The organism is Blautia sp. An46, assembly GCF_002161645.1.
GTDB classification, from domain to species: Bacteria; Bacillota; Clostridia; order Lachnospirales; family Lachnospiraceae; genus Blautia; species Blautia ornithocaccae.
In genome coordinates this window covers 24,760-49,224 of the sequence record NZ_NFIF01000022.1, presented here as the reverse complement: position 1 = coordinate 49,224, position 24,465 = coordinate 24,760, and the positions used below count along the sequence as shown (strand labels likewise).

The 24,465-nt window shown below is 44.8% G+C and carries 27 protein-coding genes, 1 riboswitch and 1 other annotated feature; of the genes, 24 read left to right on the top strand and 3 right to left on the bottom strand.

Features of this window, described 5'->3' with window-relative positions; all coding sequences use genetic code 11:
* The first annotated feature begins 57 nt into the window (after window positions 1-57).
* Window positions 58-1,386 carry a replicative DNA helicase gene (gene dnaB, locus B5G00_RS15695; protein WP_087274431.1) on the top strand — a complete coding sequence of 443 codons (1,329 nt, stop codon included), beginning with the start codon at window positions 58-60 and terminating at the stop codon, window positions 1,384-1,386.
* A gap of 86 nt (window positions 1,387-1,472) precedes the next feature.
* Here the strand turns inward: dnaB and thiC are convergent, their stop codons facing one another.
* Window positions 1,473-2,780: a phosphomethylpyrimidine synthase ThiC gene (gene thiC, locus B5G00_RS15690; RefSeq protein WP_087274429.1), complete on the bottom strand. Its 1,308-nt coding sequence runs from the start codon at window positions 2,778-2,780 to the stop codon at window positions 1,473-1,475.
* Between the two features lie 181 nt (window positions 2,781-2,961).
* Window positions 2,962-3,068, bottom strand: a riboswitch (TPP riboswitch).
* Window positions 3,069-3,182: 114 nt separating this feature from the next.
* Between thiC and B5G00_RS15685 the strand changes: the two genes are divergently transcribed.
* Window positions 3,183-3,692, top strand: a complete 510-nt coding sequence (locus B5G00_RS15685) for a helix-turn-helix domain-containing protein (protein ID WP_087274427.1) — start codon at window positions 3,183-3,185, stop codon at window positions 3,690-3,692.
* Between the two features lie 129 nt (window positions 3,693-3,821).
* Here B5G00_RS15685 and B5G00_RS15680 read toward each other — a convergent pair whose 3' ends face one another.
* Window positions 3,822-3,992 carry a DUF362 domain-containing protein gene (locus B5G00_RS15680; RefSeq protein ID WP_087274425.1) on the bottom strand — a complete coding sequence of 57 codons (171 nt, stop codon included), beginning with the start codon at window positions 3,990-3,992 and terminating at the stop codon, window positions 3,822-3,824.
* A 232-nt stretch (window positions 3,993-4,224) separates the two neighbouring features.
* Between B5G00_RS15680 and B5G00_RS15675 the strand changes: the two genes are divergently transcribed.
* Window positions 4,225-4,425, top strand: coding sequence for a DUF1858 domain-containing protein (locus B5G00_RS15675; RefSeq protein ID WP_087274422.1), 201 nt, complete (start codon window positions 4,225-4,227; stop codon window positions 4,423-4,425).
* 92 nt (window positions 4,426-4,517) lie between these two features.
* Here the strand turns inward: B5G00_RS15675 and B5G00_RS15670 are convergent, their stop codons facing one another.
* Window positions 4,518-5,279: an adaptor protein MecA gene (locus B5G00_RS15670; protein ID WP_087274420.1), complete on the bottom strand. Its 762-nt coding sequence runs from the start codon at window positions 5,277-5,279 to the stop codon at window positions 4,518-4,520.
* Window positions 5,280-5,739: 460 nt separating this feature from the next.
* Here B5G00_RS15670 and B5G00_RS15665 point away from each other — a divergent pair, with 460 nt between their 5' ends.
* The 21 genes from B5G00_RS15665 to B5G00_RS15560 all read left to right on the top strand — a co-directional run bounded on the left by B5G00_RS15665 (window position 5,740) and on the right by B5G00_RS15560 (window position 24,408).
* Window positions 5,740-5,973 carry a hypothetical protein gene (locus B5G00_RS15665; RefSeq protein ID WP_087274418.1) on the top strand — a complete coding sequence of 78 codons (234 nt, stop codon included), beginning with the start codon at window positions 5,740-5,742 and terminating at the stop codon, window positions 5,971-5,973.
* Between the two features lie 104 nt (window positions 5,974-6,077).
* Window positions 6,078-7,796, top strand: coding sequence for a glycosyl hydrolase family 18 protein (locus tag B5G00_RS15660; RefSeq protein WP_087274416.1), 1,719 nt, complete (start codon window positions 6,078-6,080; stop codon window positions 7,794-7,796).
* Between the two features lie 22 nt (window positions 7,797-7,818).
* On the top strand, window positions 7,819-8,619 hold the full coding sequence (locus B5G00_RS15655) for a hypothetical protein (RefSeq protein WP_087274414.1): 801 nt from the start codon (window positions 7,819-7,821) through the stop codon (window positions 8,617-8,619).
* Window positions 8,620-8,816: 197 nt separating this feature from the next.
* Entirely contained in the window at window positions 8,817-9,845 is a 1,029-nt protein-coding gene (locus B5G00_RS15650; protein ID WP_087274411.1) for a LacI family DNA-binding transcriptional regulator, read from the top strand.
* Between the two features lie 216 nt (window positions 9,846-10,061).
* Window positions 10,062-11,696, top strand: coding sequence for a glycoside hydrolase family 13 protein (locus B5G00_RS15645; protein ID WP_087274409.1), 1,635 nt, complete (start codon window positions 10,062-10,064; stop codon window positions 11,694-11,696).
* Between the two features lie 4 nt (window positions 11,697-11,700).
* The gene (locus B5G00_RS15640; protein WP_087274407.1) at window positions 11,701-13,002 is read left to right on the top strand and encodes an ABC transporter substrate-binding protein; all 1,302 of its coding nucleotides are present in this window, start codon (window positions 11,701-11,703) and stop codon (window positions 13,000-13,002) included.
* 12 nt (window positions 13,003-13,014) lie between these two features.
* Window positions 13,015-13,890, top strand: a complete 876-nt coding sequence (locus tag B5G00_RS15635; RefSeq protein ID WP_087274404.1) for a carbohydrate ABC transporter permease — start codon at window positions 13,015-13,017, stop codon at window positions 13,888-13,890.
* Window positions 13,890-14,741 carry a carbohydrate ABC transporter permease gene (locus B5G00_RS15630; protein WP_087274402.1) on the top strand — a complete coding sequence of 284 codons (852 nt, stop codon included), beginning with the start codon at window positions 13,890-13,892 and terminating at the stop codon, window positions 14,739-14,741. Before B5G00_RS15635 ends, B5G00_RS15630 begins: the two co-directional genes overlap by 1 nt.
* A 168-nt stretch (window positions 14,742-14,909) precedes the next feature.
* A complete protein-coding gene (locus tag B5G00_RS15625) occupies window positions 14,910-15,620 on the top strand; it encodes an N-acetylmuramoyl-L-alanine amidase (RefSeq protein ID WP_087274400.1) in 711 nt (236 codons plus the stop codon).
* A gap of 42 nt (window positions 15,621-15,662) precedes the next feature.
* Window positions 15,663-16,718, top strand: coding sequence for an L-threonylcarbamoyladenylate synthase (locus B5G00_RS15620; RefSeq protein ID WP_087274398.1), 1,056 nt, complete (start codon window positions 15,663-15,665; stop codon window positions 16,716-16,718).
* A gap of 49 nt (window positions 16,719-16,767) precedes the next feature.
* A complete protein-coding gene (gene rpiB, locus B5G00_RS15615; RefSeq protein WP_087274397.1) occupies window positions 16,768-17,202 on the top strand; it encodes a ribose 5-phosphate isomerase B in 435 nt (144 codons plus the stop codon).
* Window positions 17,203-17,239: 37 nt separating this feature from the next.
* Entirely contained in the window at window positions 17,240-17,869 is a 630-nt protein-coding gene (gene upp, locus B5G00_RS15610) for a uracil phosphoribosyltransferase (protein WP_087274395.1), read from the top strand.
* A gap of 16 nt (window positions 17,870-17,885) precedes the next feature.
* Window positions 17,886-18,371 (top strand): deoxycytidylate deaminase, encoded by a 486-nt coding sequence (locus B5G00_RS15605; RefSeq protein ID WP_087274393.1) that lies wholly within the window; start codon window positions 17,886-17,888, stop codon window positions 18,369-18,371.
* Between the two features lie 60 nt (window positions 18,372-18,431).
* Window positions 18,432-18,644, top strand: a binding site (T-box leader).
* A gap of 122 nt (window positions 18,645-18,766) precedes the next feature.
* Window positions 18,767-20,206: a proline--tRNA ligase gene (gene proS, locus B5G00_RS15595; RefSeq protein WP_087274389.1), complete on the top strand. Its 1,440-nt coding sequence runs from the start codon at window positions 18,767-18,769 to the stop codon at window positions 20,204-20,206.
* Between the two features lie 2 nt (window positions 20,207-20,208).
* Window positions 20,209-21,525: a CCA tRNA nucleotidyltransferase gene (locus B5G00_RS15590; RefSeq protein ID WP_087274387.1), complete on the top strand. Its 1,317-nt coding sequence runs from the start codon at window positions 20,209-20,211 to the stop codon at window positions 21,523-21,525.
* 64 nt (window positions 21,526-21,589) lie between these two features.
* Window positions 21,590-22,570, top strand: a complete 981-nt coding sequence (locus B5G00_RS15585; RefSeq protein ID WP_087274385.1) for a hypothetical protein — start codon at window positions 21,590-21,592, stop codon at window positions 22,568-22,570.
* Between the two features lie 107 nt (window positions 22,571-22,677).
* Entirely contained in the window at window positions 22,678-22,953 is a 276-nt protein-coding gene (locus B5G00_RS15580; RefSeq protein WP_087274383.1) for an HU family DNA-binding protein, read from the top strand.
* A 7-nt stretch (window positions 22,954-22,960) separates the two neighbouring features.
* Complete coding sequence (locus B5G00_RS15575; RefSeq protein ID WP_087274381.1) at window positions 22,961-23,200, top strand: RNA-binding S4 domain-containing protein; 240 nt, start codon at window positions 22,961-22,963, stop codon at window positions 23,198-23,200.
* Window positions 23,201-23,267: 67 nt separating this feature from the next.
* On the top strand, window positions 23,268-23,552 hold the full coding sequence (gene yabP / locus B5G00_RS15570) for a sporulation protein YabP (RefSeq protein WP_087274379.1): 285 nt from the start codon (window positions 23,268-23,270) through the stop codon (window positions 23,550-23,552).
* 3 nt (window positions 23,553-23,555) lie between these two features.
* Window positions 23,556-24,044 carry a spore cortex biosynthesis protein YabQ gene (gene yabQ, locus B5G00_RS19855; RefSeq protein ID WP_087274377.1) on the top strand — a complete coding sequence of 163 codons (489 nt, stop codon included), beginning with the start codon at window positions 23,556-23,558 and terminating at the stop codon, window positions 24,042-24,044.
* Window positions 23,995-24,408, top strand: coding sequence for an FtsB family cell division protein (locus B5G00_RS15560; protein ID WP_242971387.1), 414 nt, complete (start codon window positions 23,995-23,997; stop codon window positions 24,406-24,408). The genes yabQ and B5G00_RS15560 overlap by 50 nt, the downstream gene beginning before the upstream one ends.
* Window positions 24,409-24,465: the final 57 nt, after the last annotated feature.

The following is a 24,465-nucleotide window of genomic DNA, read 5'->3' as shown; positions in this document are numbered from 1 at the left end:
GACAAGTTATTGTCTGACTGAGAATATGGAGTTACGCTAGAAGGGAGTTTCCTCAGTATGGAAGAGGCATTGATGAAAAGGATACTGCCCCACAGTATGGAAGCGGAGCAATCGGTCATCGGTTCTATGATCATGAGCAGAGATGCTATTATCGAAGCCTCAGAGATCATTACCGGGGCAGATTTCTACCAGCAGCAGTACGGGATAGTATTTGAGGCTATGGTAGAGCTCCATGATGAGGGAAAAGCGGTAGATCTGGTAACCCTTCAGGAGAGACTGAAAGAGAAAGACCTGCCGCCGGAAATCTCCAGCATGGAATTTGTGCGGGACCTTCTTTCCGCAGTGCCTACCTCGGCAAATGTAAAATACTATGCAGAAATCGTGGCAGAGAAAGCTATGCTGCGAAAGCTGATCAAAACCACGGAGGAAATCAGCAACGCCTGTTATCTGGGAAAAGAAAAGACACAGGATATTCTGGAAGTTACGGAGAAAAAAATTTTTGACCTGGTCCAGAACAGGGGAAGCCAGGAATATGTGCCTATCCGCCAGGTGGTGCTGAACGCCATAGAAAAAATTGAGAAGGCTTCCAGAAATCAGGGAAGTGTTACGGGAATTCCTACTGGATTTATCGATCTGGATTATAAGACCTCCGGATTTCAGCCCTCAGACCTTATACTGGTAGCGGCGAGGCCTTCTATGGGAAAGACGGCTTTTGTCCTGAACATTGCCCAGTATATGGCTTTTCACAACAATGTAACCGCTGCCATCTTCAGTCTGGAGATGTCTAAGGAACAGTTGGTAAACCGTCTTCTGGCCCTGGAGTCCAAGGTGGATTCCCAGAATATCCGTACAGGAAACCTGGAGGATGAAGAATGGGCCAAGCTGATAGAAGGGGCAAATGTTATCGGAAATTCCAATCTGATCATTGATGATAAGCCGGGCATTTCTATCTCAGAGCTGAGATCTAAGTGCAGAAAATATAAAATGGAGCATAATCTGGGTATTATCTTTATCGATTATCTCCAGCTGATGACTGGCAGCGGAAGAAGCGAGTCCAGGCAGCAGGAAATTTCAGATATATCCCGTTCCCTGAAAGCCCTTGCCAGAGAATTAAATGTTCCTGTAGTTGCTCTGTCACAGCTGAGCCGTGCAGTGGAACAGCGGCCTGATCACAGACCTATGCTTTCCGACCTGAGAGAGTCAGGAGCTATCGAGCAGGATGCCGATGTGGTCATGTTTATCTATCGTGATGATTATTATAATAAAGACTCTGAAAATAAGAATATTGCAGAGATCATCATCGCAAAACAGAGAAATGGTCCTATCGGTACGGTAAACCTGGTATGGATGCCAAATTATACGAAGTTTGTGAATATGAAAAAATAAGAGCTGTCGCATTAGATAGAGTCGAGAATATTTATACATTTTATTCCTGATATATGTCTAATGTGACAGCTCTTTTTACTGAAAAATCATTCGTCGTAGATGCTGACGATTTCTCCTTCCAGGATACGGTTCATGTTCTTTACTGCACAGAAGTTGCCGCACATACTGCAGGTGTCTTCTTTTTCCGGTTTTGCCTGAGCTCTGTAGCGTCTGGCCTTTTCAGGGTCAATGGACAGACGGAACATTTCTTCCCAGTCCAGATTTTTTCTGGCTGTACTCATCTGACGGTCCCAGTCGGCAGCTCCCTTAATGCCCTTTGCGATATCTGCAGCGTGGGCTGCGATCTTTGAAGCGATAATGCCTTCTTTTACGTCATTTACATCAGGGAGTCTCAAATGTTCTGCCGGAGTTACATAGCAGAGGAAGGAGGCGCCGTTGGCTGCTGCAATAGCGCCGCCGATAGCGGCTGTAATATGGTCATATCCAGGAGCAATATCGGTTACCAGAGGTCCCAGTACGTAGAAAGGCGCTCCCTGACAGATGGTCTGCTGTATTTTCATGTTGGCCTCAATCTGATTCAGAGCCATATGTCCCGGCCCTTCGATGATTACCTGGACATCTTTTTCCCAGGCCCGTTTGGTCAATTCTCCCAGAGTCACCAGTTCTTCAATCTGAGAGATATCTCCTGCGTCTGCAATACATCCAGGCCTGCAGGCGTCTCCCAGGCTCAGAGTTACATCGTATTCCCTGCAGATATCCAGGATATGGTCGTAGTGCTCATAGAAAGGATTCTCTTCACCGGTCATTTCCATCCAGGCAAAGATAATGGAGCCTCCTCTGGAAACGATATTAGTAAGACGTTTATTTTTCTTGAAACGTCCGGCGGTAGCTTTATTGATCCCTACATGGATGGTCATAAAGTCCACTCCGTCTTTGGCATGCATCTCTACAATATCAATCCATTCTTTGGAAGTGATTTCCTTCAGGGGTTTGTGATAGTAGACAACGGCATCGTAGATAGGAACGGTTCCGATGATTGCAGGGCACTGGGCAGTGAGTTTTCTCCGGAATTTCTGGGTATCACCGAAGGAACTAAGGTCCATAATGGATTCTGCCCCCATTTTTACTGCGTCATTTACTTTTTCAAGTTCCATATCCAGGTCTTTCCAGTCTCTGGAAGTACCAAGATTTACATTGATTTTTGTTTTCAGCATAGAGCCGATAGCATTAGGCTCCAGGCAGGTATGGAGCTTGTTGGCAGGAATCACGGCCTTTCCCTGGGCCATCAGCGCCTGAAGCTCTCTGACATTTATTTGTTCCTTTTCTGCCACTGCCTCCATCTGAGGGGTGATGATTCCCTGGCGGGCAGCGTCCATCTGTGTTGTATAGCTCATAGGTTTCCTCCCATTAAATATTGCCGGAGAATTTCTGAAGGATGTGAGTAAAATGATGATTCCCTGGCGGGCAGTGCTCCGCCGGTGGGATTCTGACTGGAGAACATTTCTGCAAAACCCGAAGGACTTTTCTATAGAAAAAATCTGCACCTAAATAGGGTGCAGATATAGAAATACTCCATGTATGCTATATAACACTCCCTACGTTGGCATGATCCAAATCAGGTAATACAGGTCGAAGTCTCAGGCGCTTCCTCTCAGCCCTTCAGGGCTCCCTGGCTGTTTTTCTTAGTGTATCATCCAGGATAGGACTTGTCAACGCTTTTTGTCGAACATATTTTCTTGCATTTCAGGACAGGTCTGCTATAATTGTTGGAGAGAAAATGTGAAAGGGGTCAGTATATGGAGGAGACCATTTACTCAGTTTCTCAGGCAGTAAAGTTTTTGGAGGTTCAGTCCCATGTGCTGCGGTACTGGGAGGAAGAACTGAAATTGCCGATAAAGAGAAATGAGATGGGACACAGATACTACACCCGATGGGATATTCAGGTATTCCTGAGTATAAAGGAACTGAAGAAAAGGGGGTATTCTCTGAAGGAGATTGGAGAACTGACGCCCTTTTTCTACAAAAATGAGACTCTCAGGAAGGACAGGACCGGAGAAAAGAAAAAGACAGAGGGAGCTCAGAGAAAAAAAGAACAGGGAAAAATCCCTCCGGAATTTATGGAGCTTATCAGCCGGCTTGTAGAGCAGCGGCTTCAGGAACAGAATTCAGAGGAAGCCCGTTATAAAAGACTGGACCAGCGAATCAGAGACTGTCAGCAGTCCAGAAGAGAGGTGGCTGCGTCGGCGGAGAAAAAAGGCCAGGGAAAGAGAAGGCTGCTGGGAAGGACCGGAAGGAAAAAGAATTAGCAGAAAAGGAGTTGTGGAATTGATATGTGCCATGGCTCCTTTTTTATCTATAGGAAAGTCCCTTTCTCTATAAAACAAAAAAAAGACTGGTACACAAAATCCTGTGTACCAGTCAGCATATGTAAATAATTAGCCTTCTACAATAGCTTCTGTAGGACATACACTTGCGCATGTTCCGCAGTCAACACATGTATCAGCGTCGATTACATATTTGGAATCTCCTTCAGAAATAGCTTCTACTGGACATTCTCCTGCGCATGTTCCGCAGCTTACACATTCGTCTGTAATTACGTATGCCATGGTTGTACCCTCCTTTATAATTCTGAATATGTAATTCAGTTACTACGCTTATTCTAATATATTTATTTCAAGAATACAAGTCTTAAATTCGGTACAATACATGGGAATCTTATTATTGACTGTACGGGTAGTGCACTAACAGGTTATGTGACCGAAAATGGATAAAAACAGTTGAATATACTGGGAAAAGGGATTATAATAAAACAGAAAAAATTTTAAGGAGGAAATATCCATGAAAGTAACACCAGAGATGACAATCGGTGAATTGATCCGTTTAGATGAGAATATCGTTCCAATTTTAATGAGAGCCGGTATGCACTGTATCGGATGCCCTTCTGCTCAGGGAGAGTCTCTTGCAGAGGCCGCTATGGTTCATGGAATTAACGGAGATATGTTAGTTGCTCAGATCAACGACTACCTGGAAAATAAATAATTCCATATTCGGAGAGAAGAAAATGCAAAATCAGCCTTTTCATGTCAGAGACATAAAAAGGCTGATTTTTGTGTCCTTGGAAAACAGACATCTTAAATCTGGGCCAGCTTGCTTAAGGCAGAGTTCGCTATCATGCAGCCGCCGTGTTCCATTAAGAAGGCTTCCTTAGCCGCTGAGGAAGAGTGGCCTTTTCCGTATTCGGAAAGCATATTGCAGACCTTATTGAAATCTTCAGGAGAAGTTCCAGCCTGATGGAGGATCAGGGAGTAGGAACCATTCTTCTCGTCTTTATACAGAGCGCTTTCACCGGTGAAGAAGTTATTTAACCCATGGGCAGCCTCAATCACTGCATCTAAAGTGGGGAAAGTGTACTCCCGCATGAGGTTTACGGAAATAGCCGGCTCTGCCGGTTTGGAAGATGCAGGTGAAGCCGGACTTTTTTCTTTTTTCCGGTTTTCTGCAGCCTTGGATTTTGCTTCATAGATTTTTTTGAAGATATCCAGGATATCATCAGCACCCTCCAGCTCTATGCCAGTGCCCTCGGAACTGCCGTTTCCGGAGCTTCCGAAAGGTGTAAATTTAGAAAAACGAGTATCCAGTTCTTCAGGGTCTTCTACCTTGGATATTATTAAGATAATACTGTCTGATGAAACGGGAATTGCTTCAATCATCAGTGGAATATTGTCAGCTTCAAAACCAAATTCTGTATTAGCCTGCTGCATCATATCGCGGAAAAGATCTTTTGCCTTTTCACTGCCGTAGGCCAGTTCGCTGAGTCTGATATGTCTTTCTTCAAGGTCAGATTTAGTAAGAGTACAGCGGATTTGGTTTTCGTTAATCTTTTCTATTTTCATTTTTAGTCACATCCTATCTAATATGATTCATTAAGATGCTATTTTCCATTTCATATTATATACTATGCAACACAAGCTTGTAAAGAAGGAAATACTTGCTATTGCCGGAGGATAATGGTATAATGACTTTCAGATAGAGAAGGCGGTTCTGTATCTTATTACAGAAAGGGGTGAAAACTTCAGCAGCCTTCGGGATTTTCAGATTGTTCTTTTCAGATTCATTGTCGCAGCATTCTGCTGCAAGCGGAGGATACGTTCTGTATTGCCGCATATTTCCAGGCAGGAGACAGGAATAACGCTATATTTGTGTCATCAGAAATCAGACAGAGAGTTTTGCAGAGAGTGATTTTAACAGGGACAGCCTCCTCTATCGTCTAAAGGAGTTTTAAATGGAGAGGATTATGCGGGAAAGGAGCTGCAGGTGAAATAATATATCACGGGAAAACCTGCGTCAAAAAGAATGAAGAAAAAAGAAAGACAAAGACTCCATCGGGAACTGCAGATATATTGCAAAAAGGGGATTCCACTGCTCTTAAACGGGAAGCAGACCACAGCAAAACAAATAGAGAAGGCATGTCAGATTGCAGAGATGGGAGAATATATGCGGGATTATATACAAGATGAACAGGGAAAGATTCAGGGATTGTCCTTTGATTTTATTGGAGAAACCGGCTTTCAATTGTATACAAAATAGAAAAAAACTGAAAAATTCATGAAATCCTGGAAGAAAATAATGACGGCGAGGAAAAATATGCTATAATACACATGAGCCAAAAGATAATGAAGAGGAGCTGAAATATGGCAAAAAAAAGTAGAAGAAGGAGAAGGAGGCGCAGCAGCAGGCTGGCTCCGGTTCTGGTCGCTTTGCTTCTGATCATTTTAGTGGGAGCAGCGGGAGTGATCACAAGTGCCATACGGCGATATACTCCCTCAGATGCCAGGATGGATTTAGCAGACTATTATCAGCAGGGAGCCGCAAATGAATTATCCCTGGTTTTACAAGATAGCATAAGTACTTCCAAAGGGAAAATAGAGGATGGGATTGCATACATTCCTTATCAGGTGATAACAGAGGAACTGAACGGAAGATTTTACTGGGACCAGGAAACCCAGCAGATGTTGTATACACTGCCCACGGAAATCATGGAGATACAGCCGGAAAGCAGCAGTTATACCAGAGAAGGGGAAACAGTCACAGAAAACTATCCAATTGTAAGGCAGATAGACGGGGAATATTATATTGCACTTGATTTTTTGGAACAATATATGAAAATTCAGGGAACCGTCTATGAGAATCCGGCAAGAGCCGTGATCCTTTACAAATGGGAATCTGTCCGTACAGTAGAATCCAGCAAAGGGACTCAGGTACGCTATCAGGGAGGGATCAAAAGTCCGATCCTGAAAGATGTGGAAGCCGGAGAACAGATGATTTTACTGGAAGAGCTGGATAATTGGTCCAGGGTAATGACTGAAGATGGAATTGACGGATATGTGGAAAACAGCGCTCTGTCATCAGCAAAAGAGACAGAACATACCTATACAGGCAGCTATGAGGAAAACTTTACCAGTTTGACCAGGGATAATAAGATTAATCTGGCCTGGCATCAGGTTACTTCAGAAGCTGCAAATCAGGCTTTTGCCGCAGATACCCAGAATATGACGGGAGTAAATGTAATTTCCCCCACCTGGTTTTCTGTAACCAGTACCCAGGGGAATATTTCTTCTCTTGCAAGTGAAGATTATGTGCGGCAGGCCCATGAGAAAGGTCTGGAAGTATGGGGACTGATTGATAATTTTAATGAAAATGTGAGCACCCTGGAAACTCTTTCTGTCCGCAGTGCAAGACAGCATATCATTGATATGTTGATTTCAGAAGCAAAGCGGGTGGATATGGATGGGATTAATGTGGATTTTGAGTCGCTGACAGAGGAAGAAGCTGTCCATTTTATCCAGTTTATAAGGGAGCTTTCTGTTGCCTGCAGGAATAACGGGCTGGTTTTGTCTATAGACAATCCAGTGCCCCAGTACACGGCTTTCTATAACCGCAGGGAACAGGGAATTTTGGCTGATTATGTGATCATCATGGGATATGACGAGCACACAGTTGGCTCTGAAACAGCAGGATCTGTTGCATCTCTCCCATTTGTGGAAGAAGGGATTACCCAGACACTTTCAGAAGTGCCTAAGGAGAAGGTGATCAACGGTGTGCCTTTCTATACCCGGCTGTGGACAGAGGCTAATAATGGAACAGTGACCAGTGAAGTCTGTAGTATGGACCAGGCAGATGCCTATGTAGAACAGTATGGCATGGAGGTGTACTGGAATACCGATATGTCACAAAATTATGCGGAGGCAACTGTGGACAATAAAGTCCTGAAAATGTGGCTGGAAGACGAGGAGTCTCTGGAGGAAAAAATGAAACTTATCCAGGAATATGATCTGGCCGGTGTGGCTGAATGGAAGCTTGGCTTCCAGCGAGATGATGTCTGGGCCATTATCAGTAAATATGTACAATGAGAAAGATAAGAGGTGGAGTGTTATGGCAGAATACGAAATGTTTAAGACAACTCTCATGGGAGGCTACGATAAGGAAGAGGTTCAGGAGCAGATACAGAAGCTGAAGGACGAGATGGCAGAGCAGCAGGAAGCATATAAAAAGCAGATTGAAGAAAAAGATGCCAGAATCGCGGAACTTCAGAAGCGTATTGAGCTGAAAGAAGAATATCAGGTACGATTGGAAGAAGACATTAAGGAAAAGTACCAGAAATATATCGATAACTATGAGAGTATCGGAAAGCTGGTGTTTGAGGCTCAAGTAAAGGCAGACACCATGGAAAGAGAAACCAGAGAAAAATGTGAGAAAATGCTTCAGGACGCTGAGGCAGAGGCAAAACGCAAGGTAGAATCTGTTCAGTCCGAGATTGATGATAAACTGATGGAAGGCAAGAAAAAGTATCTGGCTGTCCAGGAAGAAATGAATGGGATCGTAGAGCTGATCAACCAGGCCCAAAAGAGATTTATGTCCTCGTATAAGGAAGTCCATCAGATCATCAGCAGCATGCCTACTTCCTTAAATGACCTTGAAGAGGAAGTGGAACTTGAACTGAAAGAGCTGAAGAACGGAGAGGACAGAAAAGCGGATCAGGAGGAAGAAGAACTCCACCTGGGAGATACTCAGGAACTGGATTTTCTGGATGCCATGGAGGATATTGCAGAGCTGGAAGAATTTGATGAAGAAGATGAAGAGGAAGATGAGGACAGCAAGCTGGCCCTTCAGATTTCCAAACTTCTCAGCGAAGAAGACGAAGCTATGCTTGAAGAGGAACTGGAAGACCTGTAAATCTACTATTAGAATAAGGCTGCTTTGAAAGGCGGGAGTATCGGAAAAGAATCCGGTATTCCCGCTTTGTGATATTTACTCTGTTCTATATGGAAAAATGTTAATCAAACATGGAAATATTTTGGGAAAAGGTTGAATTTTTCTATAAATTTTTATAAGATTAATATATTATTAATTATTCTAAAAGGTGGAAGGTTATGATTACGATTAAGGAGATTGCCAAACAGCTTGGCGTCAGTCCTACAACAGTTTCCAATGTAATAAATGGCAGGACAGAGAAAATGTCTGAGCAGACCCGCATGCGGATTGAGAAGATGCTGATAAAAAATCATTATGTTCAGGAAAACAAAGGTGGAAGAGGCAGCCAGGATGAATTAAAACTGGTGATAGTGGAATTCTTTTTCGGTGTAAGAGAACATATTTATACAGATCCTTTCTGTGCAGAACTTTTGGAGGCTATAGAAAAAGAACTGGAAAAAACAGGAAGAAATGTGGTATGTAGTACGGTTTATAGTGAAGATGAGTTTCTGAAAAAGCTTTCCGCCCACAATGTGGAAGGGAGTATTATCCTGGGATGTGATCCCGGCAGATGTGAGGCTCTCTGCAAGAGGACGGCAAAACCACTGGTATTCGTGGATTGCGGAGAGGGAAATTATGATAATATCGGCCTACAGGACCGGGAGGGCGCCAGGGAACTTACTTCTTATCTGCTCAAACAGGGACATAGAAAGATTGCTTTTTTCTGTGATCAGGAAAAGCCCTTGGCCAGCAATCAGGCCAGGCTGAGGGGATATCAGGAGGCATTGGAAAAACAAGGGGTTCCCTATTCCCAGGAGGACTATCATTTCCTTCCCCAGGAAAAAAACCTTCGTTATGAGGTTTTGCGGAGGTTTGCCAAAACAGCCAGGGAGAAAGGATACACGGCGGCATTCTTTGCAGCAGACCTCTATGCTAATGAAGCTGTGAGCGTGTTCTTTTCAAAAAATCTCTGGGTGCCGGAGGATATTTCGGTGGTAGGTTTTGATGACAATGTTTATGCACGGCTGTCCAGGCCTACTCTTACTACAGTGCGCCAGTCCCCTACAGACAAGGGAAGAGAAGCTGTGAAACTCCTTTTGAAGAGAATTTATGGGCAGAAAGTCATGGTGCGCAGCATGGAACTGCCTACGGAGCTGATTGTAAGGGAAAGCGTGCGGAATATCTGGAAACGCCAGAATGTTGTATAAAAGAGCATATCCCCCTGTATTTTGACCAAAGATGGAAAGTATCCGTATAGGATGCATATATTCCAGACAGGGTAAAATACAGGGGATTTTTAACAAAATGCACAAAAAAGCTGTAAAAAACTTGTAAAGTAATGTAGTTTTTTGCAACACTTATTGAAAAACCTCACAAAACTAATTAGGCTTATATTCAGTAAGTAAAACGTGAAGGAGAAGACCATGGAAAAAGTGACTAGAAAATGGTGGGAAACATCGGTTATTTATCAAATTTATCCAAGAAGTTTTTATGACAGCAACGGAGATGGGATCGGAGATATTCAAGGTATTATCCGGAAGCTGGATTATCTTGAAAAACTGGGAATTGACGCCATCTGGCTTTCACCTGTGTATAAATCCCCCCAGGACGATAATGGATACGATATCTCAGACTATCAGGATATTGATCCTATTTTCGGAAATATTCAGGATATGGAGGAACTTATCCAGAAAGCAAAGGAGAAGAACATCCGTATTATCATGGACCTGGTTTTGAATCATACGTCGGACGAGCATCCATGGTTTATGGAGGCCAGAAAGAGTAAGGATAACCCTTATCATGACTATTATGTGTGGAGAGATGGGGTGGAAGGAGTCTATCCAAATGAGCTGAAATCTGCGTTCTGCGGACCTGCCTGGGAGTGGGTGCCAGAGTGCCAGCAGTACTATCTCCATCAGTTTTCTGTAAAACAGCCTGATCTGAATTGGGAGAATCCAAGACTTCGTCAGGAAATCTATAAGATGATCAACTGGTGGATGGAAAAAGGCGTAGGCGGTTTCCGTCTGGATGTCATTGACCTTATCGGAAAAGAGCCAGATAAAATGGTAATGGCAGAGGGAAAGATGCTTCATCCTTACCTGAAGGAAATGAGCAGGGAAACTTTCCAGAAAGGAGACCTGGTAACGGTAGGAGAGGCCTGGAGCGCTACACCAGAAAGAGCTATGCTTTACAGCAATCCAGATGGAAGCGAACTTTCTATGGTCTTCCAGTTTGAACATATGGTACTGGACCAGGTACCTGGAAAAGAAAAATGGGACCTTAGAGAACTGCCTTTCCTGGAGTTTAAACAGGTTTTTGAAAAATGGCAGACAGCCCTTTATAACAAAGGCTGGAACAGCCTTTTTCTGAACAACCATGACCTGCCCAGAGCTGTTTCACGGTTTGGAGACGATGGAAAATACAGGATAGAATCTGCCAAGATGCTGGCTACCTGTCTTCATGGAATGCAGGGAACCCCGTATATCTATCAGGGTGAAGAACTGGGAATGACAAATGTTCAGTTTGACATTCAGGAATACAGAGATATTGAACTTCTTAATATGTACAAAGAACGGATAGAACAGGGATACAAAGAAGAAGATGTGATGCGTTCTGTCTATGTGAAGGGAAGAGATAACGCCAGAACTCCCATGCAGTGGAATGAGGGGCCAAATGCAGGATTTACAGAAGGTACTCCCTGGATACGGTGTAATCCGAATTATACCATGATCAATGCTGAGGAAGCGCTGATCGATCAGGATTCTATATTCTATTATTACCAGAAACTGATCAGGCTGAGAAAAACAGAGCCTATCCTCACAGAAGGGAAATTTCAGCTTCTTCTTAAAGATGACCCATGTATTTTTGCATATACAAGAACTACGGAGAGAGAACAGCTTTTAGTATTATGTAACTTTAAAGGACAGGAGGTTCCGTATGAACTCCCAGACACATGGAATGGCCAGGAAGTCCTGATTTCCAACTATGCAGAAGAGGGAACTTTTGGAACTCTGCGTCCTTTTGAAGCTAAAATGATCATCATCAGGAAAGGGGAATGAGAAGATGAGAAGAAAGAAAATTGCCGCTGTCAGTGTTACCCTGGCAGGAATCATGGCGGCAGCAGGAGTAATGTCCGGGTGCAGTCTCTCAGGGGGAGACAACGGAAAAATCCGGATCGAAATGATTCAGTACAAACAGGAAGCAGTGGGCGTGTTTGAGGAACTGGAGAAAAAGTTCAATGAGACCCATGACGACATTGAACTGGTGATCGACTCTCCAAACGATGCGACGACGATTATGAAGACCAGGTTTATCCGTGAGGACTATCCGGATATTATCGGTATCGGCGGCGATATGAACTATTCAAACTTCCTGGATGCAGGACTTTTGATGGATATTTCTGACTATGAAGGACTGGACAGTATCAAACAGGCGTATCTGGACATGGATAAAGAACTGGAACTGGTGCCTCAGGAAGGCGTATATGCGGTACCTTATGCAGCCAATGCCGCTGGTGTGCTGTATAACAAGGACATTTTTGATGAGTATGGCTGGGAAATCCCCACTACCTGGGACGAATTCCTGGCACTGTGCGAGGATATCCAGGCGGAAGGCCTTCAGCCTTTCTTCTTTGGATTCAGAGATACCTGGACCTGTCTGGCACCGTGGAATGCCATTGCTGTAGACCTGGTGGATTCTGATATCTGCTCCCAGGTAAACCGAGGGGAAGCCAACTTTACAGATAACTACCGGGAAGTTGCGGAAAAGACCAGAGCACTTCTGGATTATGCCCAGGACGATCCTTTTGCTTACAGCTATAATGATGCCTGTACGGCATTTGCCAGAGGGGAAGCGGTTATGTATCCTATCGGAAGTTATGCGGTTCCTCAGATCCAGTCTGTAAATCCGGATATCAACATTGACTCTTTTGTAATGCCCGCAAGTGAGGACGCTTCTGTGAATAAACTGAACTCCGGTAATGACCTGCAGTTTTCTGTGCTGGCAGAGTCTGAGCATAAGGAGGCTGCTTACGAAGTTCTGGACTTCCTGCTGGAGGATGAGAACGTTCAGTTCTATCTGGACGACCAGAACGCAGTTCCCTGTAAGGAGGGAGACTTTGAACTGGCTCCAATGCTGGATGGTATGAAGACTTACATCGAAGATGGATATCTGGCGGATTATCAGGATCACCACTATCCAAGTGAGATGGCTGTAGATGCTATGATCCAGACCTATCTGCTGGACGACAGCGAAAACGCAACAGATACTTTCCTGGAGAGATTTGACACAGAGTGGGTAAGGTATAACCGTGATACGATCCGAAATCTGGAAGAGTACATGGAAGAGCATCCGGATGCAGAATAGGAGGAAGTTAAGATGAAGAAAAAGATGGGAAACAGAGAGAAAACATTTCTGTGCATTACAATTCCGATTTTGATTTTATTCTTTATGTTTAATACACTTCCGTTGATCAGAGGTGTGATTTACAGTTTTACAAACTATAAAGGCTATGGAACTTATGACTTTGTAGGATTCAGAAACTATGTAGATCTGTTTCAGGATTCCAGAGTTGGAAAGTCTTATCTGTTTACCTTTAAATTTGCCATTGTCAGTACCATTGTCACCAATGTGGTCAGCCTGATCCTGGCTCTGGGACTGAACAGTAAGATCAAAGGGAAAAGTGCTCTGAGGGGAATCTACTTCATTCCTAACGTACTGGGCGGACTGGTTGTAGGTTATATTTTCAGCTTTATCTTTACCTATATCCTTCCTACAGTGGGACAGAAGCTGGGAATCGGTTTCCTTTCCAGCAGTATGCTTTCAAGTGAAAGCAGCGCATGGCTGGCCATCGTATTTGTAGCATGCTGGCAGTCTGTGGCAATGAATACTATTATTTATATTTCCGGTCTTCAGACTGTGCCGGAGGATGTATATGAGGCAGGCTCTATTGACGGAGCTACCGGATGGTCGAAATTCAAGAATCTGACTTTCCCGCTGATCATTCCCTTCTTCTCCATTAATATGGTACTGTGTATGAAGAACTTCCTGATGGTATTTGACCAGATCATGGCTTTGACAAAAGGCGGTCCTGCACAGAGTACAGAGTCTATCTCATACCTGATCTACAACAACGGTATGAGCGGCGGACAGTTTGGTTTCCAGAGTGCCAATGCGGTAATCTTCTTTATCGTAATCGTGGTAATCTCAGTAGCACAAATGAAATTTACAGGAAGTAAGGAGGAGCAGTTATAATGAATAGAAAAGGAAATAAACAGACGGCACGTACAAACTGGCCGATTACCATTCTCTTGATCATCGGCTGCTTAACCATCTTCTTTCCATTGTATATGACCATCATCATTGCCTTTAAGCAGCCTTCTGAAATGACCAATGACATTGCAGGAGCACTGGCATTCCCAAGCTCCTGGAGTTTCAGCAACTTTGCTCAGGCTATGGAAGTTACCGATTTCTGGAACTCTCTGGCAAACAGTGTGCTGATCACGGTGATTGCTATTGTCCTGGCAGTAATCATCCATTCTCTGGCAGGATATGCTATAGGCAGAAGCATGGCACACAGCAAAGTTTACAGCTTCATCTATCTTTACATTGTAAGCGGTATGTTCGTACCTTTTGCAATCCTGATGATGCCTGTTGTAAAGCTGACGGCACAGATGGGACTGGCAAACAGAGTGGGCGTTATTTTGTTGTATACGGTATTCTATATGCCTATGAACCTGCTGCTGTACTCCGGCTATCTGAAAAATATCCCTCTGGCTCTTGAGGAAGCAGCAAGAGTAGACGGAGCAACCACATGGAAGACTTACTGGAGTATTATCTTCCCGGTTATGAAACCCATGCATGCAACTGTAGCAGTTCTCACTGCTCTGGGAACCTGGAACGACGTTATGACTCCTCTGGTCATCCTTTCCGGAACCGATGTAAACACACTGCCTCTGGCACAGTTAAACTTCCAGACACAGTTCGGTACAAACTACAACCTGGCCTTTGCATCTTACCTGCTGGCCCTGATTCCGATTCTGATCTTCTATCTGGTATGCCAGAAACAGATCCTTAACGGTGTTGTAAATGGTGCTGTAAAATAATGAAATAGAGATACGGAAAAGCTGCCGTTTGCAGGACAGGTCCTGCAGCCGGCAGCTTTTCTGTTCTGCGATGCTGCAGCGGACTGCTGGATTCCCCATTAGGGAGTAAGGAAAACACTGGAACCATTCTGCATATATTTAACAGACAGCAGAATAAGGAGAAACCCTATGGGGAGAAAATGGATAAAAAGGATTATGGCTGGGGTAATGCTCTGTGCCATATATCTCCTTTCCAGAGAGGGGGCTGTCCTGACAGCCCAGGAAAAAACAGAGAATTCGGGAGCAATCGTTATAGACAGCGGACACGGAGGGATTGATCCGGGAGTAGTGGGGATTGACGGACTGGAAGAAAAAGGGATTAACCTGAAAATCGCCGGTTTCCTGGGGGAATATCTGGAAGCGGAAGGGTACGAGGTTGTTTTTACAAGAGAGGATGATACAGGATTGTATGATGAGGACAGCAGAAACAAAAAGAATCAGGACCTGAAGAACCGCTGCGCCCTTATTGAAGAAACAGAGCCCATTCTCACAGTCAGCATTCATCAGAACAGCTATCAGGACGAAAGTGTCTGCGGCCCTCAGGTGTTTTATTATGCAGATTCAGAGGGCGGAAAGGCACTGGCAGAGTGTATCCAGGAAACGATGAACGAACAGCTGGAGATTCAAAGGCCCAGAAAGGCAAAAGCAAACAATTCCTATTACCTTCTAAAGAAAAGCGAGGGTATCGTAAATATTGTAGAGACCGGATTTCTCACCAATTCCAGAGAGGCAGAACTGCTTCAGACAGAGGAGTATCAGAGAAAATGTGCCCAGGCGATTTCCGACGGTATCTTAAAATTTCTAAAAACGGTGGAAATGAAAGGAACAGATGTGGTATGATAAGTCTGAATTGTAAGAAACTAAGGAAGAAGAGGTTTTAAGGTGAATACAACAGTAGTCACAGTAGATAAAGAGCATCCGGACAGAAAAGTAATAGAAAGAGCCGGCCAGATCTTAAAATCCGGCGGGCTGGTAGCTTTTCCTACAGAAACTGTTTACGGTCTGGGCGGAGACGGGCTGAATCCAAGTTCTTCTCAAAAAATCTACCAGGCCAAAGGCAGACCCTCGGATAACCCTCTGATCATACACATTGCGGATCTGGAGAGCCTTGATAAGATTGTAAAGAAAATCCCTCCGAAGGCCCAAAAGATGGCAGAGGCCTTCTGGCCAGGGCCGCTGACTATGATTTTTGAAAAAAGCAGTCTGGTGCCTTATGAAACCACAGGAGGACTGGAGAGCGTGGCTGTGCGGATGCCCAGTCATCCGGTGGCGGCAGCTTTGATAAAGGCGGGAGGAGGCTATGTTGCCGCTCCCAGCGCCAATACTTCCGGGCGGCCCAGTCCTACTCAGGCTGCCCATGTCCGGGAGGACCTGGAGGGGAAGATTGATATGATCATCGATGGGGGCAGCGTAGGTATTGGGCTGGAGTCCACCATTGTAGATTTTACTGAGGAGGAGCCGGTGATCCTTCGCCCCGGATACATTAATCAGGAGATGATGGAAGCAGTCATCGGCCAGGTAAAAATGGATAAAGGCCTGTTGATCACAGATGAGAAGGTGCGGCCAAAGGCTCCGGGAATGAAGTACCGGCATTATGCACCCAGAGCCCCTCTTACCATTGTACAGGGAAAAGAGGCGGAGACAGTGGCCTACATTAATGAACAGTGTGAAAAACTGGCAGAGCAGGGAAAAAAAGCAGGTGTTATCGCCACAGATGAGACCAGGGAGAAGTATCAGGCCTCAGTGGTAAAGAGTATCGGGAGCAGGCAGGAGGAAGAAGGTATTGCCCGGCATCTTTTCAGTATTCTGAGAGAATTCGATGAAGAGGATGTGGAGGCAATCTTTTCGGAATCTTTTGACACACCCAGGATGGGACAGGCCATTATGAACCGGCTTTTGAAAGCGGCAGGCCATCATATAATTGAACTGTCAGACTAAAGGCGCTCTTTTTGCAGGAGCCCTGAATATAAAAAAGAGGAGGATGCATATGATAGCATTGGGATGTGACCATGGCGGTTATGAACTGAAACAGGAGATCATAAAATATCTGGAGGAAAAAAAGATTCCTTATAAAGACTTTGGATGCGACAGCACCCAGTCTGTAGATTATCCTATCTACGCCAGAAAAGTAGGGAGAGCTATACAGAGCGGCGAATGCGAGAAAGGGATTCTGATCTGCGGAACAGGAATCGGCATTTCTATTGCTGCAAATAAGATGAAAGGAATCCGGGCGGCGCTGTGTACAGACTGCTTCAGCGCAGAGGCCACCAGGCAGCATAATGACGCCAATATTCTGGCTCTGGGTGGAAGAGTAGTAGGCCCCGGCCTGGCAGTAAAGATCGTAGATACCTTCTTGCATACAGAATTTTCTCATGATGAGCGTCATCAGAGAAGGATCAACCTGATCGAAAGTGATGAATAAAACAGGAAAAACAGACTGGAGATAAAGGAGAATAAAAATGGGAAAAGTGTTAGTAATGGAGCACCCGCTGATCCAGCATAAAATCGGAATTATCAGAAGGAAAGAGACAAGCTCAAAAGAGTTCCGGGAGCTGGTGAGCGAGGTGGCCATGTTTATGGCCTATGAAGCCACCAGAGAACTGAAGCTGACAGATGTGGAAATAGAGACGCCTATCACAAAAACAGTGGTGAAAGAGCTGGCAGGAAAGAAAATGGCAGTAGTGCCCATTCTCCGTGCCGGTCTTGGTATGGTAGAAGGAATGCTGTCCATGGTTCCTGCTGCAAAGATAGGCCATATTGGTCTGTACCGTGATCCTGAAACTTTAAAGCCTGTGGAATATTACTGTAAGCTGCCTGCTGACTGTGGAGAGAGGGAAGTTTTTGTCACTGATCCTATGCTGGCCACAGGAGGTTCTGCAGTGGCAGCCATTTCCATGCTGAAAGAAAAAGGCGTAAAAAATATCCACTTTATGTGTATCATAGCAGCTCCGGAGGGTGTAAAGGCTCTTACAGAAGCCCATCCGGATGTGGACATCTATATTGGCGTGTTGGATGACCATCTGAATGACCACGGTTACATCGTTCCCGGACTGGGAGACGCAGGAGACCGGATCTTTGGTACAAAATAGACAAGGAGTGAAGAAAATGTCAGAAAAAAGACAGGACTATATATCCTGGGACGAATATTTTATGGGAGTTGCAAAACTGTCAGGAATGCGTTCCAAAGATCCTAATTCACAGGTGGGCTCCTGTATTGTCAGTCAGAATAATAAAATCCTTTCTATGGGCTACAACGGTTTTCCCATGGGATGCTCTGATGATGAATTCCCCTGGGCCAGAGAAGGAGAGGACTTTGATACCAAATATTTTTATGTGACACACAGTGAGCTGAATGCTATCCTCAATTACAGAGGGGGCTCTCTGGAAGGGGCAAAACTCTATGTATCCCTGTTCCCCTGTAATGAATGTGCCAAGGCCATTATCCAGGCAGGGATCAAGACCATTGTATACGGCAGCGATAAATACGGGGACACTCCGGCAGTGAAAGCCTCTAAGAGAATGCTGGATGCTGCAGGAGTCCGGTACTATCAGTACAGCCCAACAGGACGAAAGATAGAGCTGGAACTGTAGAAGGTCTGGTCTTGACAAAAAAGAGAAATTCCAATAAAATGGGGCAAAGAGATAAAAAGAAAAATGGCGATGAAAAGGAATAGTACCTGTTCGGAATGGCACAGAGAGAGGACCGCTGGTGGAAGGTTCTCCCGGGAAGACAGGGAACCGGCCTTGGAGCTGCCTGTGAGGAGCAGGACGCGGGCTTTGGCGTTAGAAAAGCATAAAGAGGGCGGCAGAAAAACAGCCGTCAAGAAGGGTGGTACCGCCGAATCCAAGACATCGGTCCCTGTTTGGGGATACGGTGTCTTTTTTTGTTCTGCAGGAATGCCCTATAGAATAAAAATTCTCCTGGGATTTAGAGCGGGACGCCTATGTATTGTCTTAGGAGGAAATCATTAAAAAGGAGTAGAAAAATGGCAAAGGATAAGAAGTTTGTAAAAGAGATTACCTCTATGGAGGAAGATTTTGCCCAGTGGTATACAGACGTAGTGAAGAAAGCTGAGCTCATCGATTATACCAGTGTAAAGGGATGTATGGTGATCAAACCGGCAGGATATGCTATCTGGGAAAACATCCAGCATGAGCTGGACAGAAGGTTTAAGGAAACCGGAGTGGAAAACGTATACCTTCCAATGTTTATCCCGGAAAGTCTTCTTCAGAAGGAAAAGGATCATGTAGAAGGCTTTGCCCCTGAGGTAGCCTGGGTGACCCACGGCGGGATGGAGCCTCTTCAGGAAAGACTCTGCGTACGTCCAACTTCAGAAACCCTGTTCTGCGACCTGTATTCAAAAGAAATCCATTCTCACAGAGACCTGCCAAAAGTATACAATCAGTGGTGCTCTGTAGTACGGTGGGAGAAAACTACCAGACCTTTCCTCCGTTCCAGAGAATTCCTGTGGCAGGAAGGACATACGGCTCATGCTACAGCAGAAGAAGCTGAAGAGCGGACCATCCAGATGCTGAATATCTATGCAGATTTCTGTGAAGAGGTACTGGCAATTCCGGTAATCAAAGGGCAGAAGACAGAGAAAGAAAAATTTGCCGGAGCGGAAGCTACCTATACCATTGAGTCTCTGATGCATGACGGAAAGGCTCTTCAGTCAGGAACCAGCCATAATTTTGGAGATGGATTTGCAAAGGCTTTTGGTATCCAGTATACAGATAAAGAAAATAAATTACAGTATGTACACCAGACTTCCTGGGGTATGACAACCCGTATGATCGGAGCACTGATCATGGTACATGGAGATAACAGCGGACTGGTGCTGCCTCCGAGGATCGCACCGGTACAGGCAGTGATCATTCCTATTCAGCAGAGAAAAGAAGGGGTTCTGGAGACTGCCCAGAGATTAGAGGCTCAGTTAAAGGAGGCAGGCATTCGGGTGAAAACTGATGAGACAGATAAGAGCCCTGGATTTAAATTTGCAGAGCAGGAGATGAGAGGAATTCCTGTTCGCATTGAATGCGGACCCAAGGATATTGAGGCAAATCAGGCGGTAGTTGTCCGCAGAGATACCAGAGATAAGGTTACAGTATCTCTGGATGAGCTGGCTCAGAAAGTAGGAGAAATCCTGGAAACTATGCAGGGAGAGATGCTGGAAAGAGCCAGGGCTCACAGAGACGCTCACACCTATGTGGCTACAGACTACGAATCCTTTAAGGAGACTATTAACGAAAAGCCGGGGTTTGTAAAGGCAATGTGGTGCGGCTGCAGAGAATGTGAAGATAAGGTAAAGGAAGACGTTCAGGCTACGGCAAGATGCATGCCTTTTGAGCAGGAGAACCTGTCTGATAAATGTGTGGTATGCGGAAAGCCGGCCAAGAAAATGGTTTACTGGGGGCGCGCATATTAATTATGAGAATTGAAGTTCCAGAAAAAGCTGAAAAAATCATAGATGCTTTACAGGAACATGGATATGATGCTTATGTAGTGGGAGGCTGTGTTCGTGACAGCCTCCTTCACCGTTCACCGGCAGACTGGGACATTACCACCTCTGCCACTCCGGAAGAAGTAAAAAAAATTTTTCCAAGAACGGTGGATACGGGAATCCAGCATGGAACTGTAACAGTGTTTATGGATAAAGAAGGATTTGAGGTGACGACTTATCGGATAGATGGAGAGTATGAAGACGGACGTCACCCTAAAGAGGTGATCTTCACCCCAAGTCTTAAAGAAGATTTAAGACGGCGGGATTTTACCATCAACGCTATGGCCTATAACCATCGAACTGGCCTGGTGGATATTTTTGGAGGGGTGGAGGATCTGAAAAACAAGGTGGTCCGCTGTGTAGGGGAACCCCAAGAGCGGTTTACAGAGGATGCTCTGCGTATACTGCGGGCGGTGCGGTTTTCTGCCCAGCTGGGATTTGATATTGACGAAAGAACACAGGAAGCAGCCCGGGAACTGGCAGAAACCCTGAAGAAGATCAGCGCGGAACGTATCCAGACAGAGCTGGTAAAGCTTCTGGTGTCGCCAAATCCCCAGTATCTGAAGAAGGCCTGGGAACTGGGACTGACGAAAGTTTTTCTCTGGGAATTTGACAGGGCTATGGAGACGCCCCAGGAGAATCCCCATCATTGCTACAATGTAGGAGAGCATACGCTGAAGGCTATGGAAGCTGTGAAGCCTGATCGTCTTCTGCGGCTGACACTCCTTTTTCACGACCTGGGAAAGGCTGAGACGAGGACCAGGGATGAAAAAGGAAGGGACCATTTTTATGGGCATCCTGCCCAGAGTGAAAAAATTGCCAGGACTGTCCTGAGAAGACTGCGATTTGATAATGACACTATAAACAAGGTGGGAAAACTGGTATACTGGCATGAATGTCCCTGGGAGGCAGACCCCCGCTCTGTGCGAAGAGCCCTTTCCAAAACAGGCACAGAGCTTTTTCCTATTCTCCTGGAGGTGCGCAGAGGGGACATTATGGCACAGAGCGGTTATCATTTAGGGGAAAAGCAGCAGTGGCTGGATAAACTTGGAGAAATCTATCAGGAGATTATCCGGCATAAGGAATGTGTTTCTATAAAAGATCTGGCAGTTTCCGGAAAGGATCTGATCGATGCCGGAATGAAACCGGGAAAGGAAATTGGAGCAACCCTGGAAAAGTTCCTGGAGATTGTTCTGGAAGAACCGGAGAAAAATACAAAAGAATATCTTCTGTCCCTGCTCTGAACCCTTCTAACCCCGGACTCCCCTGCATACAATGAAAGGGACATGAAAAAAGGGGGAGAAAAATGTGTATGACCGTGGTCTTAGTGTGTTGGAACAGTATGGGCTGGAAACCGGGGCCGTATACCGGGGAAGGGGGGCTTTGATCTGTGAGACAGGCGGGGAATTAGTACTGATCCGGGAATTCTGGGGAACTCCCAGAAAGCTGGAGTATCAGGCAAAACTTTTAGAAAAAGTTGCAGACGCATCTCCCATATTGACAGATCAGATATTGTGCAATAAGGAAGGCTCTTATATCTCCATAGATGGAGAGAATATTCCTTATATTGTGAAAAAATGGTATGAGGGAAGGGAATGTGATACCCGCAGCGAAGAAGACATCTGCAAAGGAGCCCTGGTCCTGGCAAGTTTACATAAAGTTATGTGTATGCCGGTAGAAAGCCATTATGTAAAGGAATCTCTTTGCAGTGAATTTCAGAGACATAACAGAGAACTGCGTAAAATCCGGAAATTTGTATGCGGAAAGCGGAAAAAGAATCGGTTTGAGCAGGAATTTCTGGATACAGTATGCTGTTTTCTTGGACATGGTGAAGAGGCGGTAAAAAGGTTGGAGGCATCAGATTACAAAGAACTTCGCCAGGCAGAATTAGAGAGAGGGGCCGTCTGTCATGGGGAGTTTAATCAGCACAATGTGCTGTTTTCAGAGGGAGAAGTCAAGGCAGTGACTAATTTTGATAAGTGGAACTTTGACATCCAGGTGGGAGACCTATACCGCTTCATGAGGAAAATCCTGGAAAAACATCAGTGGGATCTGGAGCTGGGAAAAAAAATCCTGACGGCCTATCATCAGGTCAGGCCTCTTAGCCGGGGGGAAATGGAAAACCTTAGGATTCGGTTTGCCTATCCGGAGAAATACTGGAAACTGGCAAATTATTATTATACCCACAATAAAGCCTGGATTTCGGAAAAAAACGTAGAAAAACTGGAAAAACTGAAGGATCAGCAGGAAAAATGGAGAAACTTTGTGGAAAGTATTTTTGTGGCCTGAGAAATTTCGGGATATGCTTGACAAACCATAGGAAACACGGTATAAATAACTGTAGACCGCAGTAGCGGTAGACTTATAGCGTGATTTATATTTAGGAGGAAATACTCATGAACAGAACAGAATTAGTTGCTGCTATGGCAGAGAAAACACAGTTATCTAAAAAAGACGCAGAAGCAGCTTTAAAAGCCTTTGTTGATGTTGTATCTGAAGAAATGAAGAAAGGTGAGAAAGTTCAGTTAGTTGGATTCGGTACTTTTGAAGTTTCTGAGAGAGCTGCAAGAGAAGGAAGAAATCCTCAGACAGGCGAGACTATGACAATCGCAGCTTCTAAAACTCCAAAGTTCAAAGCTGGAAAAGCTTTAAAGGATTTAGTGAACGCATAATAGCAGAATGAGACTTGATAAATATTTAAAAGTGTCCAGGCTGATCAAAAGAAGGACCGTTGCCAATGAAGCCTGTGATGCGGGCCGGGTGCTGATAAACGGAAAGCCAGCCAAAGCATCCGCTCAGGTAAAGGCAGGTGATATCCTGGAAATCCAGTTCGGAAGCAGAAATGTCCGGGTAGAAGTGTTGGACGTACAGGAAACCGTAAAAAAAGAAGCAGCCAGCGAGCTGTTCAAATACCTATAAGGTATATTCATAATCGATTTCCCATATAATCTTTCATAAGGAAAGAATATGGGGGATCGATTTTCTTTTGGAGGAAAAGCAGAACAGAAAAGCTCACTTTCTGCAGCTAACGGATCGGAAGAAAGGCTGCATCCAGGGTGTGCGTGATGTGAATTCTTTTGATGAAAAGGAAATCAGTCTGGTGACGGAGGCCGGTACCCTTTCCATAAAAGGGGAAGGACTCCATGTGACCCGTCTGGATCTGGAGAAACAGGAGGTAGATATAGAGGGAAAAGTAGACAGTCTTGTATACAGCCAGGGGATTACCAAAGCCAAAGGAGGAGAAGGAATGCTGAAAAGGCTGTTTCAGTGACCTATGAGCAGTTATATGCATGGGGAACTGCTGCTGGCGGCAGATGCCTTCCTGGCCGGTGTCTTTCTGGCGGTTTGTTATGATGTTCTCCGCATTTTCAGAAACATTGCAGATCACAACCCTTTCTGGGTTGGGATAGAAGATATTCTGTACTGGTGTGTTTCAGGGATATATTTGTTTGGCCTGATTTATCGGGAGAATGACGGCAGGATACGGATTTATGTTCTCATTTTTACAGCAGTGGGAGCTTTGCTGTATCATGCCGGTCCCAGTAGGATTTTGGTGAAATATATTTCTGCTGTATTGAGGAAAATAGGTAGGTTCCTGGGAATAATGGGAAGGCCTATTAGAATATGCAGAAAAAGGTTGAAATTTTGGCTGGGTAGAGTTAAAATTTCCCTATATAAACAAAAGCCCATACAAAGAATCAGGAAGCGTTGGAATGAAAAAAGCAAAAAAAAGAAGATCACAAAGCAGAATTGCAATGATTAGCATTACCTTTGTGGTCGGCCTTCTGTTTGTGGGAATGATGGGGAAGAGTGTTGCGCTGGAGAGCCAGCTTTCTTCTTATAATTCCCAGATTGATGATCTGGACAGACAGATTGAGGAAGAAGAAGGCCGGACTACGGAGATTGATGATCTGAAAGAATATATGAAAACAGATGAATATGTGGAAGAAACAGCCAGAGAGAAGCTGGGTCTGGTGAAAGAGAACGAGATTGTCTTTAAAGAGGGAGAAGACTCTCAGCAGGAGGACAGTACTTCCCAGACAGAGGATTCCCAGAAGGACCAGAGCACACAGGAGGAGCAAAAAGCTCAGACGGAAAGCTCTGACCAGGAGGAAGCAGAAGGATAAAATCGGATTTTGTCTGAAAGTTTTTATGTTCAGGAGACGGTTTTTGACAAAGTTCAG

Bases quoted from the DNA above. Each gene is read 5' to 3' on its own strand.
- dnaB (WP_087274431.1), top strand. From the start codon at position 58: ATGGAAGAGGCATTGATGAAAAGGATACTGCCCCACAGTATGGAAGCG.
- thiC (WP_087274429.1), bottom strand. From the start codon at position 2,780: ATGAGCTATACAACACAGATGGACGCTGCCCGCCAGGGAATCATCACC.
- B5G00_RS15685 (WP_087274427.1), top strand. From the start codon at position 3,183: ATGGAGGAGACCATTTACTCAGTTTCTCAGGCAGTAAAGTTTTTGGAG.
- B5G00_RS15680 (WP_087274425.1), bottom strand. From the start codon at position 3,992: ATGGCATACGTAATTACAGACGAATGTGTAAGCTGCGGAACATGCGCA.
- B5G00_RS15675 (WP_087274422.1), top strand. From the start codon at position 4,225: ATGAAAGTAACACCAGAGATGACAATCGGTGAATTGATCCGTTTAGAT.
- B5G00_RS15670 (WP_087274420.1), bottom strand. From the start codon at position 5,279: ATGAAAATAGAAAAGATTAACGAAAACCAAATCCGCTGTACTCTTACT.
- B5G00_RS15665 (WP_087274418.1), top strand. From the start codon at position 5,740: ATGAAGAAAAAAGAAAGACAAAGACTCCATCGGGAACTGCAGATATAT.
- B5G00_RS15660 (WP_087274416.1), top strand. From the start codon at position 6,078: ATGGCAAAAAAAAGTAGAAGAAGGAGAAGGAGGCGCAGCAGCAGGCTG.
- B5G00_RS15655 (WP_087274414.1), top strand. From the start codon at position 7,819: ATGGCAGAATACGAAATGTTTAAGACAACTCTCATGGGAGGCTACGAT.
- B5G00_RS15650 (WP_087274411.1), top strand. From the start codon at position 8,817: ATGATTACGATTAAGGAGATTGCCAAACAGCTTGGCGTCAGTCCTACA.
- B5G00_RS15645 (WP_087274409.1), top strand. From the start codon at position 10,062: ATGGAAAAAGTGACTAGAAAATGGTGGGAAACATCGGTTATTTATCAA.
- B5G00_RS15640 (WP_087274407.1), top strand. From the start codon at position 11,701: ATGAGAAGAAAGAAAATTGCCGCTGTCAGTGTTACCCTGGCAGGAATC.
- B5G00_RS15635 (WP_087274404.1), top strand. From the start codon at position 13,015: ATGAAGAAAAAGATGGGAAACAGAGAGAAAACATTTCTGTGCATTACA.
- B5G00_RS15630 (WP_087274402.1), top strand. From the start codon at position 13,890: ATGAATAGAAAAGGAAATAAACAGACGGCACGTACAAACTGGCCGATT.
- B5G00_RS15625 (WP_087274400.1), top strand. From the start codon at position 14,910: ATGGGGAGAAAATGGATAAAAAGGATTATGGCTGGGGTAATGCTCTGT.
- rpiB (WP_087274397.1), top strand. From the start codon at position 16,768: ATGATAGCATTGGGATGTGACCATGGCGGTTATGAACTGAAACAGGAG.
- upp (WP_087274395.1), top strand. From the start codon at position 17,240: ATGGGAAAAGTGTTAGTAATGGAGCACCCGCTGATCCAGCATAAAATC.
- B5G00_RS15605 (WP_087274393.1), top strand. From the start codon at position 17,886: ATGTCAGAAAAAAGACAGGACTATATATCCTGGGACGAATATTTTATG.
- proS (WP_087274389.1), top strand. From the start codon at position 18,767: ATGGCAAAGGATAAGAAGTTTGTAAAAGAGATTACCTCTATGGAGGAA.
- B5G00_RS15590 (WP_087274387.1), top strand. From the start codon at position 20,209: ATGAGAATTGAAGTTCCAGAAAAAGCTGAAAAAATCATAGATGCTTTA.
- B5G00_RS15580 (WP_087274383.1), top strand. From the start codon at position 22,678: ATGAACAGAACAGAATTAGTTGCTGCTATGGCAGAGAAAACACAGTTA.
- B5G00_RS15575 (WP_087274381.1), top strand. From the start codon at position 22,961: ATGAGACTTGATAAATATTTAAAAGTGTCCAGGCTGATCAAAAGAAGG.
- yabQ (WP_087274377.1), top strand. From the start codon at position 23,556: ATGAGCAGTTATATGCATGGGGAACTGCTGCTGGCGGCAGATGCCTTC.
- B5G00_RS15560 (WP_242971387.1), top strand. From the start codon at position 23,995: ATGAAAAAAGCAAAAAAAAGAAGATCACAAAGCAGAATTGCAATGATT.